Origin of the sequence: Ralstonia sp. 1138 (assembly GCF_040544795.1) — a bacterium.
Lineage (GTDB): Bacteria > Pseudomonadota > Gammaproteobacteria > Burkholderiales > Burkholderiaceae > Ralstonia > Ralstonia flatus.
Genome location: NZ_JBEPKQ010000002.1, coordinates 661432 through 676774, shown reverse-complemented (window position 1 = coordinate 676774; position 15343 = coordinate 661432). Strand labels below are relative to the sequence as shown.

13 protein-coding genes are annotated in these 15343 nt (G+C 66.3%); 11 read left to right on the top strand and 2 right to left on the bottom strand.

Annotated features, from left to right (window positions below):
* Positions 1 to 5 precede the first annotated feature (5 nt).
* From ABIC76_RS10830 to ABIC76_RS10780, 11 genes are all read left to right on the top strand, one after another.
* Complete coding sequence (locus ABIC76_RS10830) at positions 6 to 1613, top strand: carboxyl transferase domain-containing protein (protein ID WP_012760956.1); 1608 nt, start codon at positions 6 to 8, stop codon at positions 1611 to 1613.
* Positions 1614 to 1642: 29 nt separating this feature from the next.
* Positions 1643 to 2581 (top strand): dienelactone hydrolase family protein, encoded by a 939-nt coding sequence (locus ABIC76_RS10825; RefSeq protein WP_354533964.1) that lies wholly within the window; start codon positions 1643 to 1645, stop codon positions 2579 to 2581.
* Complete coding sequence (locus ABIC76_RS10820) at positions 2578 to 3372, top strand: enoyl-CoA hydratase/isomerase family protein (protein ID WP_102064358.1); 795 nt, start codon at positions 2578 to 2580, stop codon at positions 3370 to 3372. The genes ABIC76_RS10825 and ABIC76_RS10820 overlap by 4 nt, the downstream gene beginning before the upstream one ends.
* A gap of 43 nt (positions 3373 to 3415) precedes the next feature.
* Positions 3416 to 4495: a biotin synthase BioB gene (gene bioB, locus ABIC76_RS10815; protein ID WP_102064357.1), complete on the top strand. Its 1080-nt coding sequence runs from the start codon at positions 3416 to 3418 to the stop codon at positions 4493 to 4495.
* A gap of 675 nt (positions 4496 to 5170) precedes the next feature.
* Entirely contained in the window at positions 5171 to 7195 is a 2025-nt protein-coding gene (locus ABIC76_RS10810; RefSeq protein WP_102064356.1) for an acetyl/propionyl/methylcrotonyl-CoA carboxylase subunit alpha, read from the top strand.
* 109 nt (positions 7196 to 7304) lie between these two features.
* Positions 7305 to 8246 (top strand): 2-hydroxyacid dehydrogenase, encoded by a 942-nt coding sequence (locus ABIC76_RS10805; protein WP_354533963.1) that lies wholly within the window; start codon positions 7305 to 7307, stop codon positions 8244 to 8246.
* Position 8247: 1 nt separating this feature from the next.
* Positions 8248 to 9177, top strand: coding sequence for a hydroxymethylglutaryl-CoA lyase (locus ABIC76_RS10800; RefSeq protein ID WP_102064355.1), 930 nt, complete (start codon positions 8248 to 8250; stop codon positions 9175 to 9177).
* A 22-nt stretch (positions 9178 to 9199) separates the two neighbouring features.
* The gene (locus ABIC76_RS10795) at positions 9200 to 9700 is read left to right on the top strand and encodes a YbaK/EbsC family protein (protein WP_027678443.1); all 501 of its coding nucleotides are present in this window, start codon (positions 9200 to 9202) and stop codon (positions 9698 to 9700) included.
* A 10-nt stretch (positions 9701 to 9710) separates the two neighbouring features.
* Positions 9711 to 9977 (top strand): DUF1289 domain-containing protein, encoded by a 267-nt coding sequence (locus ABIC76_RS10790; RefSeq protein WP_102064354.1) that lies wholly within the window; start codon positions 9711 to 9713, stop codon positions 9975 to 9977.
* Between the two features lie 12 nt (positions 9978 to 9989).
* The gene (locus ABIC76_RS10785) at positions 9990 to 10943 is read left to right on the top strand and encodes an MBL fold metallo-hydrolase (protein ID WP_354533960.1); all 954 of its coding nucleotides are present in this window, start codon (positions 9990 to 9992) and stop codon (positions 10941 to 10943) included.
* Between the two features lie 61 nt (positions 10944 to 11004).
* Positions 11005 to 11694, top strand: a complete 690-nt coding sequence (locus ABIC76_RS10780) for a TetR/AcrR family transcriptional regulator (protein ID WP_354533959.1) — start codon at positions 11005 to 11007, stop codon at positions 11692 to 11694.
* Positions 11695 to 11700: 6 nt separating this feature from the next.
* On the opposite strand, the gene ABIC76_RS10775 is transcribed toward ABIC76_RS10780, so the two are convergent.
* Together ABIC76_RS10775 and ABIC76_RS10770 are read right to left on the bottom strand one after the other, a co-directional pair.
* Positions 11701 to 13287, bottom strand: coding sequence for an AMP-binding protein (locus ABIC76_RS10775; protein ID WP_354533958.1), 1587 nt, complete (start codon positions 13285 to 13287; stop codon positions 11701 to 11703).
* A 59-nt stretch (positions 13288 to 13346) separates the two neighbouring features.
* Positions 13347 to 15341, bottom strand: a complete 1995-nt coding sequence (locus ABIC76_RS10770; RefSeq protein WP_354533957.1) for an acetyl/propionyl/methylcrotonyl-CoA carboxylase subunit alpha — start codon at positions 15339 to 15341, stop codon at positions 13347 to 13349.
* Between the last annotated feature and the right edge of the window lie 2 nt (positions 15342 to 15343).

Below are 15343 nucleotides of genomic sequence, written 5' to 3'. Positions count from 1 at the left end.
CTGCCATGCCGACGCTAGAGACCAAGCTGAACCCCCGCGCTGAAGACTTCAAGGCCAACGCCGATGCCATGCGCGCGCTCGTCGCCGACCTGCGCGACAAGGTGGCGCGCATCGCCCAGGGCGGCGGTGACGACGCCCGCGCCAAGCACCTCGCCCGCGGCAAACTGCTGCCGCGCGACCGCGTGCAGCAACTGCTCGATCCCGGCACGCCGTTCCTGGAGTTCTCGCAGCTGGCCGCGTACGGCATGTACGACGACGCCGCACCGGGCGCCGGCATCATCACCGGCATCGGCCGCATCTCGGGGCAGGAATGCGTGATCGTCTGCAATGACGCCACGGTCAAGGGCGGCACGTATTACCCGATGACGGTGAAGAAGCACCTGCGTGCGCAGGAGATCGCCGAGCAGAACCACCTGCCCTGCGTCTATCTGGTCGATTCGGGCGGCGCCAACCTGCCAAACCAGGACGATGTGTTTCCCGACCGCGACCACTTCGGCCGCATCTTCTACAACCAGGCCAACCTGTCGTCGAAGGGCATTCCGCAGATCGCGGTGGTGATGGGCTCGTGCACGGCCGGCGGCGCCTATGTGCCGGCCATGAGCGACGAGTCGATCATCGTCAAGGAACAGGGCACGATCTTCCTGGCGGGCCCGCCGCTGGTGAAGGCCGCGACCGGCGAAGTGGTGAGCGCCGAAGACCTCGGTGGTGCCGATGTGCACACGCGGCTGTCCGGCGTGGCGGATTACTTCGCCAACAACGACTCGCACGCGCTGGCACAAGCGCGCAGCATCGTCGCGCATCTGAACCGCCGCAAGCCCGAGCAGGTGCAGATTCATGCGCCGGTCGAACCGCGCTACGCGGCCGAAGAGCTCTACGGCGTGATCCCGACCGACACGCGCAAGCCGTTCGACGTGCGGGAAGTCATCGCCCGCATCGTCGACGATTCCGCCTTTGACGAATTCAAGGCGCGCTACGGCACGACGCTGGTCTGCGGCTTTGCGCGCATCTGGGGTTACCCGGTGGGCATCATCGCCAACAACGGCATCCTGTTTTCGGAGGCGGCGCTCAAGGGCGCGCACTTCATCGAGCTGTGCTGCCAGCGCAAGATCCCGCTGGTGTTCCTGCAGAACATCACCGGCTTCATGGTCGGCCGCAAGTACGAAAACGAAGGCATCGCCAAGAACGGCGCGAAGATGGTGACGGCGGTGGCGACGGCGCAGGTGCCGAAGTTCACGGTCATCATCGGCGGCTCGTTTGGCGCGGGCAACTACGGCATGTGCGGGCGCGCGTATTCGCCGCGCTTCCTGTGGATGTGGCCGAATGCGCGCATCTCGGTGATGGGCGGCGAACAGGCCGCGAGCGTGCTCGCCACCGTGCGCCGCGACGGCATCGAGGCCAAGGGCGGGCAGTGGAGCGCCGATGAAGAAGCCGCCTTCAAGGCGCCGATCCGCGACCAATACGAGCGCCAAGGCCATCCGTACTACGCCAGCGCACGCCTGTGGGACGACGGCGTGATCGACCCCGCCGACACGCGCAGCGTGCTGGGCCTGGGGCTGTCGGCCAGCCTGAACGCGCCGATCGGCGACATGAACTTCGGCGTGTTCCGCATGTAAGCGGGCCACCCTTCGAACAGGGATCTGCAGTGAACAGCAACACCGCGCGAACGTGGCGCAGCGCCCTGGCAGCCGTTGGCTGCGCGCTGCTGCTTGCCGCCGCGCATGCGAATGAAACGGCGCCGCCGGGCATCAGCGAGACCATCGTGGAGGTGCCCAAGTCTGCGGGCATCTTCACCGTCAAGCTGGAGACGACCGTTTACAAGCCGGCCGGCGACGGGCCCTTCCCGCTCATCGTGCTCAATCACGGCAAGGCGCGCGGCAAGGCGGCATTCCAATCGCGTGCCCGTTACAGCGAGCAGGCAGCCGCGCTGGTCGCGCGCGGTTACGTGGTGGCCATCCCGATGCGGCAGGGGTTTTCGAAATCCGGCGGCGCGTATATCGGCAGCGGCTGCAACGTGGAAGCCAACGGCATCATCCAGGCCGAAGACGTCGTCGCCGCGCTCGACTACATGACCGCACAGCCGTACGTGGACCGCAACCGCATCGTCGTCATGGGCCAGTCGCACGGCGGTTTGACCACGCTGGCCTTCGGCACCATCGCCTACCCCGGCGTGCGCGGGCTGGTGAACTTTGCCGGTGGCCTGCGCAACGACACCTGCGTCGATTGGGAAGGCAATCTCGTGCGCGCCTTTGAAACGTACGGCCGCCAGTCACGCTACCCGTCGCTCTGGTTCTACGGCGACAACGACAGCTACTGGCCCAAGCCGATGCCCGAGAAGATGTTCGCGGCCTACACGAGTGCGGGCGGCAAAGGCCGGCTGGTGGATTTCGGCACCTTCAGGAGCGACTCGCACGGCATGTTCGCCAGCCACGCGGGGTTGAGCATCTGGCTGCCGCAGGTCGACGCCTTCCTGCGCGAACTCGGCTTGCCGGCAGGCCCCGTGCAAGCGGCGGCACCTGGCAGCAACGCTGAAGCCTCCGGCGCCGACGACCCCAAGTCCGACACCAACAAGGACCCGGAATGAACACTTTCGAGACCCTCGCCTTCGCCCAGAACGGCGCCGTCGCCACGCTCACGCTGAATCGGCCTGACGTGCGCAACGCCTTCAACGAGACCGTCATCGCCGAGCTGACCGGCGCGTTCCGCGCGCTGGCCGATGAGCCCAGCGTGCGCGCCATCGTCCTGTCCGGCAACGGGCCCGCCTTCTGCGCCGGCGCCGACCTCAACTGGATGAAGAAGATGGCCGGTTACTCCGATGACGAGAACCGCGCCGATGCCCTGCGCCTGGCCGAAATGCTGCGCGCCATCTACGCCTGCCCCAAGCCCGTAATCGCGCGCGTGCAGGGCGACACGTATGCCGGCGGCGTCGGCCTGGTCGCCGCGTGCGACATCGTCGTCGCCGTCGACACGGCCAACTTCTGCCTGTCGGAAGCGAAGCTCGGCCTGATCCCGGCCACCATCAGCCCATACGTGATCCGCGCGCTGGGCGAGCAGGCATCGCGCCGCTACTTCATCACCGCCGAGCGTTTCTCCGCCGCAGAGGCACACCGCCTGGGCCTCGTGCATGAGTTGGTGAGCGCAGACGCGCTCGACGCCAAGGTAGGCGACATTACCGCAGCGCTCGTCGCCAACAGCCCGAACGCCGTGCGCGAGAGCAAGCGCCTCGTGCGTGAAGTCTCTGGCGCCGCCGTCAACGACGCCTTGCTGGCGGATACCGCCGAGCGCATCGCCGCCATCCGCGCCTCGGAAGAAGGCCGCGAAGGCGTGCAGAGTTTTTTGGGCAAGCGCAAGCCGAACTGGTTGCTGCCGGCCTGACCCGCATAACAACGAAACCACGCATCACTTGAAGGAAGTCCTCATGCAATCCACTCCACTGAACTTCGTGCCGAACGCCGCCAAGGTGCCGCCCACGCCCGGGCAGAATCCCAACGCCCGCTGGAGCCGCGAAGCCATCGAAGCGCTGTTCGCGCTGCCGTTCAACGACCTGCTGTTCCAGGCGCAGCAGGTGCACCGCGCCAACTTTGATGCGAATGCGGTGCAGCTCTCGACGCTGCTGTCGATCAAGACCGGCGGCTGCCCCGAAGACTGCTCGTACTGCCCGCAATCGGCGCGCTACGACACCGGTGTCGAGGCTGAAAAACTGATGCCGATCGACGCAGTGCTGGAAGCCGCATCGCGCGCCAAGCAAAACGGCGCAAGCCGCTTCTGCATGGGCGCCGCGTGGCGCAACCCCAAGCCGCATCAGCTCGACGCCGTGGCCGACATGGTGCGCGGCGTGAAGGCGATGGGGCTGGAGACGTGCGTGACGCTCGGCATGCTCAAGCAGGAACAGGCCGCGCAGTTGAAGGAAGCGGGCCTGGACTACTACAACCACAACCTCGACACTGCGCCGGAGTTCTACGGCGAGATCATCACCACGCGCACGTATCAGGACCGGCTCGACACGCTCGAGCACGTGCGTGACGCCGGCATCAACGTGTGCTGCGGCGGCATCGTCGGCTTGGGGGAATCGGTGCACGAGCGTGCAGGCCTGATCGCGGAACTGGCGAATATGGAGCCGTATCCGGATTCGGTGCCCATCAACAACCTGGTGAAGGTGGAAGGCACGCCGCTGGCGGGCAACGAAGAACTGGACCCGTTTGATTTCGTGCGCACGATTGCCGTGGCGCGCATCACGATGCCCAAGGCGATGGTGCGGCTCTCCGCTGGCCGGGAGGCGATGGACGATGCGCTGCAGGCTCTCTGCTTTATGGCCGGTGCTAACTCGATCTTTTATGGCGAGAAGCTGCTGACGACGGATAACCCGGAGGCGGATGCGGATCGGAAGCTGCTGGCGCGGTTGGGGATGCGGGTGGAGGTGCAGGATCACATGCACCATGAAGCGCAGGCTGGGGCGCAGTCTTCGCATTGCCATATCGACATTACGCCGGCGGACTGATGTTTTGTCTTGGGGTGGGTTTTGGTTTTTTGTTGGTGGTCCATCCCTTGTTTCATCCCCTGCCGGGGCTGACTCACTTTTCTTTGTCTTGCCAAAGAAAAGTAAGCAAAAGAAAGGCGCGCCCGAGATGGCGAAAGACTCCTTGAATTTATGTCGCAGGGAGGGGAAGGGAAAAACTCGCTTCGCTCAGACAGTTTCCCTTCCTTTTTCCTCCCTGCAACAGAAATTCAAGGCGCCATCTAGGGCATCAACGGCCCCACCATCGCAGTGCAAACGCAGTGGTGGGTACGCAGCAAGACGCGGAGCGAAGGAACAGGCAACAAGCAACAAGCAACAAGCAACAGCCTGACAGAGCATGCACACCAACGTTTTGGCCGTTGACGTTCCTGCCCTAGATGGCGCCTTGAATTTGTGTAAGCGGGCGGAAACAAGACGGGGAACTGTCTGAGCGCAGCGAGTTTTCCCCGTCTCCGCCCGGTTACACAAATTCAAGGAAGGGGTCGCCATCTCGGGCGCGCCTTTCTTTTGCCTACTTTTCTTTGGCAAGACAAAGAAAAGTAGGTCGTGCCCGGCAGGGTACGAAACAGGGATGGACCAAAACCGCGCGCCCCGGCAGGGGATGAAACAAGGAATGCACCACAAGTGCAAAAACAAACACGGAGACTCAACAACACCATGCTGACAAAACTCCTCATCGCCAACCGAGGCGAAATCGCCTGCCGGGTCGCCGCCACCTGCCGCAAGCTCGGCATCCGCACGGTCGCGGTCTACTCCGATGCCGACGCCAACGCCCGCCACGTCGCGGCCTGCGACGAAGCCATCCACATCGGTGAGCCCGCCGCCCGCGACAGCTACCTGCGCGCCGACCGCATCCTCGAAGCCGCACGCGCCACGGGCGCGCAAGCCGTCCATCCCGGCTACGGCTTCCTCTCGGAAAACGAAGCCTTCGCAAAAGCCTGCGCAGACGCCGGCATCATCTTCGTCGGCCCGCCGGCCTCGGCCATCGAAGCGATGGGCAGCAAGAGCGCGGCCAAGGCGCTGATGGAAACAGCAGGCGTGCCGCTCGTCCCGGGCTACCACGGCGACAACCAGGACGCGGCCTTCCTGCGCACGCAGGCCGATCGCATCGGCTATCCGGTGCTCATCAAGGCAAGCGCGGGCGGCGGCGGCAAGGGCATGCGCGTGGTGGAATCGGGCGATGCGTTCGAAGCGTCGCTCGCCTCGGTCAAGCGTGAGGCGTCGTCCAGTTTTGGCGACGACCGCGTGCTGATCGAGAAATACCTCACGCGCCCGCGCCACATCGAAATCCAGGTCTTCGCCGACAGCCTCGGCAATGCCGTCTACCTGTTCGAGCGCGATTGCTCCGTGCAGCGCCGCCACCAGAAGGTGCTGGAAGAAGCCCCGGCGCCCGGCATGACGCTGGAGCGTCGCCGCGCGATGGGCGAAGCGGCCGTGGCTGCCGCGCGCGCCGTGGGCTACGTGGGCGCCGGCACCGTCGAGTTCATCGTCGACGAAGACGGCACGTTCTACTTCATGGAGATGAACACGCGCCTGCAGGTCGAGCACCCGGTCACCGAAATGATCACGGGCGAGGACCTCGTCGAATGGCAATTGCGCGTGGCCTCCGGCGAGCGGCTGCCGCGCACGCAGGACGAACTGCACATTCACGGTCACGCACTGGAAGCGCGCATCTACGCAGAAAACCCCGACCGCGATTTCCTTCCCTCGATCGGTACGCTGAAGGTGCTGCGCACGCCGGCAGCGGTGGAGTTCACCGTGGGCGCGCAAGCCAATGGCGAACCCGCCGCCGTGCGCATCGACGCTGGCGTGCGCGAAGGCGACGCCATCAGCCCGTACTACGACCCGATGATCGCCAAGCTGATCGTCTGGGGCCGCGACCGTGACGAAGCGCTCGCACGCATGCTGCAGGCGCTGGGCAGCTTCCACCTGGTGGGGCTGTCGTCCAACGTGGCGTTCTTGCGCCGGCTTGTTGCATCGAAGCCGTTTGCGACGGCCGACCTGGATACCGGCCTGATCGCGCGCAATCACGACACGCTGTTCCCCGCCGCACCGGACGTGCCGCAAGACGCCATCGCGCTGGCCGCGGCAGCGTTGCTCGCCCGCGAGGCGCGCAGCCTGCGCACCGACACGCGCGACCCGCATTCGCCGTGGGCGCGCGGCAGCGGCTGGCGGCTGAACGGTGCTGCTGAGCGCACGCTGCGTTTCACGCATGGCGATCAGTCCATCGACGCGACCCTCATCTACGGCCGCGACGGCTCGCGGCTGAAAGCTGGCGGCAGCGAGGCGCCCTTCACCTCGCAGCGCCACGCCGAGACCTTCACCGTCACGCTCGGCACGCACAAGGCAACCGGCCAGGTGCACGCGGATGGCGATGCCTTCCACGTCTTCACCGGTGGCGCGCACTGGACGCTCGAGCGTCACGACCCGCTTGCCCATGCCGGCGAAGCCGATGACGAAGGCGGCAAGCTCACGGCGCCGATGCCAGGCAAGGTCATCGCCGTGCTGGCCGCGCCCGGGCAGACCGTCACCAAGGGCGCGCCGCTGGTCGTCATGGAAGCCATGAAGATGGAGCACACGCTCACCGCACCCGCCGACGGCGTCGTCGAATCGGTGTTGTATGGCGTGGGCGATCAGGTGACGGAAGGTGTGCAACTGCTGGCGTTCAAGCCGGCCGAATAACGGCTGTATGACGCCCGGATGAGGCCCAAGCGGGGCCGCCACACGCGTTGGCGGCCCCTGCTACACTGCTTGACGTATACGTCAATCACCCGCACTGAAGTCGCCCCACATGCACATCCAGATCTATACGCCCGATGGCAAGCCCCAACCCTGGCTCGATGGTTTTGCGCAGGCCCTGCCTGAGGCGCGGCTGTCGGTGTGGGAGCAAGGCGCGGCGCAGGATGCTGACTACGCCGTGGTGTGGCAACCGCCCGCCGACATGCTGCGCGATCGCCGCGACCTGCGGGCGGTGTTCAACCTCGGTGCGGGCGTCGATGCGATCCTGGGCCTGCGCGCGCAATCGCCCGACGCCATTCCCGAAGGCCTGCCGATCGTGCGGCTGGACGACGCCGGCATGGCCGCGCAGATGGGCGAGTACGTCACGCACGCCGTGCTGCGCTTCTTCCGCCGGCTCGATGAATACGAGCGTCAGCAGCAAGCGAAGATGTGGCGCTTCCTGAAGCCGTTCAACCGCGACGAGTTCGTCGTCGGTGTGCTCGGCCTGGGCGTGCTGGGCACGCACATCGCCAAGACGCTGGCAGGCTTCGGCTTTCCGGTGCGCGGCTGGAGCCGCTCCGCCAAGCACGTCGACGGCGTCGATTGCCGCGCGGGCAGCGATGCGCTGCCGGATTTTCTCGCCGACACGCGGGTGCTGGTGAACGTGCTGCCGCTGACGGCCGACACCGAAAACGTGATCGACGCGAAACTGCTGGCTCAACTCGCGCCGGGCGCGTTCGTCGTCAACGTGGCGCGCGGCAAGCATGTGGTGGAAGACGACCTGCTGGCCGCCGTGCGCAGCGGGCATGTGGCCGGCGCCGCGCTCGACGTGTTTCGCACCGAGCCGCTGCCTGCCGACCACCCGTTCTGGACCGAACCGCGCATCCACATCACGCCGCACATTTCGGCGCTGACACTGCGCGAGGTCAGCATTGCCCAGATCGCGCGCAAGATTCGCGCGCTGGAAGCGGGCGAGCCGATTGCCGGCATCGTCGATCTGCAACGAGGGTACTGAGATGAGCATGCCGAATTTTGTGAAGGTGGTCGAGGTCGGCCCGCGCGATGGTCTGCAGAACGAGAAGTCGCCGGTCTCGACGGACACCAAGGTCGAGCTGGTGAACCGGCTGTCCGACGCCGGCTTCGTCAACGTGGAAGCCGCCTCGTTCGTGTCGCCCAAATGGGTGCCGGCGATGGCCGATGGCGCCGACGTGATGGCACGCATCCAGCGCCGGCCGGGCACGCTGTACTCCGTGCTCACGCCCAACATGAAGGGCTTCGAAGGCGCGGCCGCAGCGGGCGCGGATGAGATCGTGATCTTCAGCGCCGCCAGCGAGGCCTTTGCGCAGAAGAACATCAACTGCTCGATTGCGGAGTCGATCGAACGCTTTGTGCCGGTGGCCAAGGCCGCCAAGGATGCAGGCATTCGCGTACGCGGGTCGATCTCGTGTTCGCTGGGCTGCCCGTATCAGGGCGAGGTGCCGGTGTCGTCCGTGGTGGATGTCATCAAGCGCATGGCCGATCTGGGCTGCGACGAGATCGACATTGCCGACACCATTGGCGTAGGCACGGCCGGGCGGGTGAAAACCGTGATGGAAGCCGCCGCGGCGACGTTCCCGATCGACCGCCTCTCGGGCCATTTCCACGACACGTACGGCCAGGCGTTGGCCAACATCCTTGCCAGCCTGGAAGTCGGCATCGCGATCTTCCACGCCTCGGTGGCGGGGCTGGGCGGCTGCCCGTATGCCAAGGGCGCGACCGGCAACGTCGCCACCGAAGATGTGCTGTACCTGCTGCACGGCCTGGGCATCCGCACCGGCATCGACCTCGACAAGGTCGTGCTGGCGGGTGACTTCATCTCGCAGGCCATCGGCCGCCCGACTGCCTCGCGTGCGGGCCGCGCGCTGCTGCTCAAGCTGCAGGACCAGATCGCCCAGGCCTGCATCTGAAACTCCATCAAGAAACACGACGATGACCGCTACCGATACGAACGCCCCCCTGCCTGAATCCGCCCAACGCGTGGCCGACCACCTTCGTACGCTCGGCTACGAAAAAGCCATCGTGATGCTGCCGGCCACCGGCAAGACCTCCGCCGAGGCGGCTGCCGGTCTGGGCTGCTCCGTGGCCGAGATCGCCAAGTCGATCATCTTCCGTCGGGCAGAAGACGACGTGCCGGTGCTGGTGATCGCCAGCGGCACCAATCGTGTCGACGAGGCAAAGGTTTCCGCGCACGTGGGCGCGCTCGCCAAGGCCGATGCGAAGTTCGTGCGCGAGAAGACCGGTTACGCCATCGGCGGCGTGTGCCCGGTCGGCCATGCGGTCAAGCCCGTGATGCTGCTCGACCAAGACCTGTTCCAGTACGACAGCGTGTGGGCCGCCGCCGGCCACCCGCATGCCGTGTTCAACCTCACGCCTGCCGAACTGGAAGCGATGACCGGCGCGCCCGTCGCCGATATCGCCCAGCGCGACTGATCGCACGAGCATGGACGCCTGCACCCGCGCGCAACTGAAGCTCTCGCTCGGCAAGTTGCGCAACAGCCGCCAGCAGGCGGAGCATGCGCAGCCGGTGTCCTCGCCGTGCATCAGCGTCTGCAAGATGGACGACGCGCGCGGCCTGTGCATCGGCTGCATGCGCACGATCGACGAAATTGCCGCGTGGTCGACCATGAACGACGCGGCTCGTCTGGCCGTGTGGAAAACCTTGCCCGAGCGCGCCTGCGCCTGGCTCAACGACGCGCCCTGCGCCTGACCGCTGATCACCATGGCCGAACACGACATCGTCACCCTTCCGGATTCGATGCGCGTGTTCGAGCGCGGTTGGCTGTCGTCCAACAACATCCTGTTCTTCGATGACGAAGCGCACGGCGGTTGCGCGCTGGTCGACACCGGCTATCTCACGCACGCCCCGCAAACCGTCGCGCTGGTACAGCACGCGCTGCAAGGCAAGCCGCTGCGCCGTCTGCTGAACACGCATCTGCATTCCGACCATTGCGGCGGCAACGCAGCGCTGCAGGCCATCTACGGCAGCCACACGCGCGTGCCCGCCGCGCAGATCGACGACGTGCGCCGCTGGGATACCGACGCCCTCAGCTACGGCCCCACCGGCCAGGAATGCGCGCGCTTCACGCTGCCTGACAACGATGCCGACGCAGCCCTGGCCGACGGCATGACGCAGCGACTGGGCGGCTTCGACTGGCAGGTCATCAGCGCACCCGGGCACGACCCGCACGCAGTCATCCTCTTCAACCCCGACACGCGCGTGCTGATCTCGGCCGATGCGCTGTGGGAACGCGGCTTTGGTGTGATCTTTCCCGAGCTGGAAGGCGAGAGCGGCTTTGCCGAGCAGCAGGCCATTCTTGAGCGCATCGCGCAACTCGACGCCCGCGTGGTGATTCCCGGACACGGCCGGCCGTTCACCGACGTCAACGCCGCAATTGACGCTTCGCTCGGGCGGCTGGCCTATCTGCGCGCCGATCCCGAGCGCAACGCGCTGCACGCCATCCGCGTGCTGGTGAAGTTCAAGCTGCTGGAGCAGCAGGCGCTGTCCCACGGTGCGCTGTTCACATGGTTCACGCAGACCACGCTGATGCCACGCTTGCAAGCGCGCTTCTTCGCGAGCCAATCGATGGAGACCTTGCTGGATGCCGCGATTGCGGCGCTGGTCAAGGCGGGCGCCGCCACCGTCGAACACGGCCGCATTCTGAACCGCGATTGACGTGCCGCGCGGTGGCGATGCCCCGCTACAATGCAGCGACGCCTCTTCTCCTCTCCAGGGCATGCCGAAACCCGCCACACCGAACCCGCCCGAACCTGCCACCGAAGGCGCCTCTGAATCCGCCACTGAAGCCGAAGCACCGCGCCGCAAGCGCGGCCGCCCCGCACAGGATGCCAACGAGGGCTTGCGCCGCGCGCTGATCGAGCAGTCGGCCAGGCTGTTCCGCGAGAAGGGCTACGGCAACACCACGGTGCGCGACATTGCCGCCGCCACGGGCGTGCATGCAGGCAGCTGGTTCTACTACTTCAAGACCAAGCAGGACATCCTGCAGGCGGTGATCGAACACGGCCTGACCGTGGCATTGGCCGACATCGAAGCCATCGATATCGACCACCTGCCGCCGCGCGAGGCGATGCGGCAGCTCGTGCGCGCACACCTCTACACGCTGCTCGCACCGAACCAGGATTTCATTCCGGTGATGCTGTACGAATGGCGCTCGCTCGATGCGCAGGCACAGGAACGCATCATCGCGCTCAAGGACCGGTACGAAGACATCTGGACGCGCGTGATCGATCGACTGCGCGCCTCCGGCGAATGGGCCCAGCCGACGCCCGTAGATCGGCTGCTGATGTTCGGTGCGCTGAACTGGACGGCACAGTGGTACCAGGCCGGCGCGGGCATCAGCATCGATGCGCTTGCCGATCAGGCGGTGCTGTTCATCCTGCGTACCCCGCCTCAGCCGGCGGCTTAGCCCTACTTAGCGTGCATCGCCCTCGAACAGCGTCTGGTTGGCGCTGCGCAGCACGTGCTTCTGGATCTTGCCCGTCGCCGTCATGGGCAGTTTGTCCACTACGGCGATGTGCTTGGGCACCTCAAAGCTACCGAGATGCGCCCGACAATGCGCCTGCAGCGCGGCGGCATCGGCGTGTGCATCGGGCTTGAGGCAGACAAACGCCGCCACCGCTTCCACCCAGTGCGAGTGCGGCAAGCCGACCACTGCAGCATTCGCCACAGCCGGGTGCCGTAGCAACACCTCTTCCACCTTGACCGAAGGGACGTTCTCGCCGCCGGTCTTGATCATGTCCTTGATGCGGTCCTTGAACTGAAGCTGACCGTCGGCATCCCACATGCCGAGGTCGCCCGTGTGGTGCCAGCCGAAGCGGCGCGCGTTGGCCGTGGCCTGCGGGTCCTTGTAATAACCGAGCATGACGTTGGGACCGCGATGCACGATCTCGCCCAGTTGGTTCGGGCCGAGCAGATTGCCTTGATCGTCCATCACCGCTGCTTCGTTCACCATGCACGGCCGGCCCCAGTAGTTGCCGGTGCGCTGCAGTTGCTGGTCGGGCGCAAAGTACATCGTCATCGGGAAAATCTCGGTCTGCCCGGAGCCGAGGGCAAAGTTGGGGCACATCTCGGCAATCAGGCGTTCGAGCAGCGGCTTGGCCATCGGCGCCATCGCATAGAGGCACAGGCGCAGGCTGGAGAGGTCGCGCTGCGCACGCAGTGGATGGTGCAGCAGCGCGGCGTACATGAGCGGCAGGCCGAACAGTTGCGTGATGCGCTCGTTCGCAATCGCGTCGAGCAGCGCTGCCGGATCAAAGCCGCGCTGGATGACGAGCGTGGCGCCCACCATCATCGCGGACGCGGCCGTCGCAAACTGTGCGCAGTGGAACATCGGCAGCAGGCACGAGAACACGTCGGTCTCGTTCAGATTCAGGCCCGCGACGTTGGACATCAGTGCTGCATGCACCGAGCGGTGTGAGTGCATGGCCCCCTTTGGCCGCCCGGTCGTGCCGCTGGTGTACATGATGAGCGCGAGATCGCGGTCGTCGATCACCACGGCGGGCAGCGTATCGGCGTGGCCTTGCAACGCTTGTTCCACCGTTTGCGGTCCGTCGGCAACCGGTTCACCGAAGCATTGGTGCGCCGGCAGCCCGAGCGCCGCCAGCGTGTCGCGCAGCGCCGGGTACAGCGCCGCGTCGATCACCACGTGCCGCGCCTCGGCATGTTCGAGGATGTAGCGCACATCCTCCGGCCCGAGCATCGCGTTGATCGGCACCCACACCAGCCCCGCCTTGAGAATGCCGTACGCGGCCACCAGGAACTGCGCCGAGTTCCCGCACACCATCGCGACCTTGTGGCCGGGCCTGAGGCCGCTCGCAAGCAGCGCGTGCGCATAGCGATTGCTGTCTGCATTGAGTTCGCCATGCGTCATGCGGCGCGGGCCGTCGACCAGCGCGACCTTCGCGCTGAACTTGCGTGCACTGCGATGCAACGTATCGCCCAGCGCCACCCGGTTCAGCAGGTTGGCTTCGAGCGTGGTGTCTGGCGTGGCTTCGGACATGGGACGTCTCCTGTGGACTGCATTGACCGCACGAATTGCACGACGAAACGATGGAGCCGTCAGGCCGCGGCAATCTCCATCAGCAACCCACCGGGCGCAACCTGGGCCCCGACCTGGGTGAACAGGCCCCTCACCTCGCCTGCGAGCGGCGCGGCAATGCTGTGCTCCATCTTCATCGCCTCCACCACCACCAGCACCTGACCTGCGCAGACGGCCTCCCCTTCGGCCACGTGCACCGCAACCACGCGGCCGTTCATCGGTGCGCTGATGCGGCCGCTGCCGGTTTGCGCGCCGCTGCGCTCGGCCTTGGCGTAGGTGATGTCGATGGCGGTGTGCTCGATGCCATTCAGCACGAAGTGGCAAGCGCCGCCCGTGACGGCGTAATCCACCGCGTGGAACGTATCGCCCAGCGCGAGCGTGATGCGATCGTCGCCCTCTGACACAAGCGCCACCTGCGTGGCACCGCCGTCCCAGGTCAGCTCCCATTGCTGCGCACCGAGCGCACGCACGCGCATGTCGATGGCCTCACCGTCGAGCGTGAAGCGGCACAGCGTGGGATAGGTACGGCTGCTGGCCCAGCCATGCAGTTCTGCGGGATACCGGCGCGCGGTGCCTTCGCGCAAGTGGGTGAGCAGCACGGCAGCCGCCTGGCAGACCGCTGCATCGGGTACGGCCGCCAGCCGCGTCGCCGCCGGGAAATGGCGGTCGATGAACGCCGTCGACACATCGCCGGCAAGAAACGCCGGATGCGCCACGCAGTCGCGCAGAAACGCCCGGTTGGTCGGCAGCCCAAGCAGCAGGCAATCGTCCAGGGCGCGCGCAAGACGCCGGCAGGCATCGGCGCGGTCGGTGCCGTGCGCGACGATCTTGGCGAGCATCGAGTCGTAGTACGGCGAGACGACGAGCCCGTCGGCCAACGCATGGTCTGTGCGCACCTCTTCGGGCGCACGCCAGCGGGCGACGGCGCCGCTCTGCGGCAGGAAATTCTGCTGCGGGTCTTCTGCGCACAGCCGCACTTCAATGGCGTGGCCGCCTTGTGCGCGGCGCGCATCGATGGCGTCTTGCGCCAGCGGCAACGGCTCGCCCAGCGCCACGCGCAACTGCCACTCGACGAGATCGACGCCGACGATCGCTTCAGTCACCGCATGCTCGACCTGCAGGCGCGTGTTCATCTCCATGAAGTAGAACGCGCCGTCGGGGGCGAGCAGGAACTCCAGCGTGCCCGCCCCCACATAGCCGATGGCGCGTGCCGCCGCCACCGACACCGCGCCCATGCGCGCGCGTAACTCGGGTGATACGGCCGGTGACGGCGATTCCTCAATCACCTTCTGATGCCGGCGCTGCACCGAGCAATCGCGCTCCCCGAGGTGCACCACGTTGCCGTGCGCATCGGCAAAGACTTGAATCTCGATGTGGCGCGGCTCGACGATGGCTTTTTCGAGGATCAACTCGCCCGAGCCAAACGCGTTCTCCGCTTCCGAGCACGCGGACTGCAGCGCCGCCGCAAACTGCTCCGCCCGATCCACCCGCCGCATGCCACGCCCGCCGCCGCCAGCGGCCGCCTTGATCATCACTGGGTAGCCAATCCGTGCGGCTTCCTCCGCCATGCGCTCGGCGGATTGATCTTCGCCTTGATAGCCCGGCACGCAGGGCACGCCGGCGGCTTCCATGAGGCGCTTGGCGCCGGCCTTGTTGCCCATCGCGCGGATCGCATCTGCGGGTGGGCCGATGAAGACGAGGCCGGCGTCTGCGCAGGCGGCGGCAAAGGCGTCGCTCTCAGCAAGAAAGCCGTAGCCTGGATGGACCGCCTGTGCGCCCGACTTGCGCGCCGCCTCCAGCAACGCCGCAATGTTCAGGTACGACGCCTGCGGTTGCGATGCGCCAATCGGCAACGCGAGATCGGCGGCGCGGCAATGCGGCGCATCGCGGTCGGCGTCGGAATACACGGCAACGGTGCGCATGCCAAGACGACGCGCCGTGCGCATGATGCGCAAAGCGATCTCGCCCCGGTTGGCGATGAGGACCGAGCGGAAGGCGGCATGCGGGGCGGCCATCG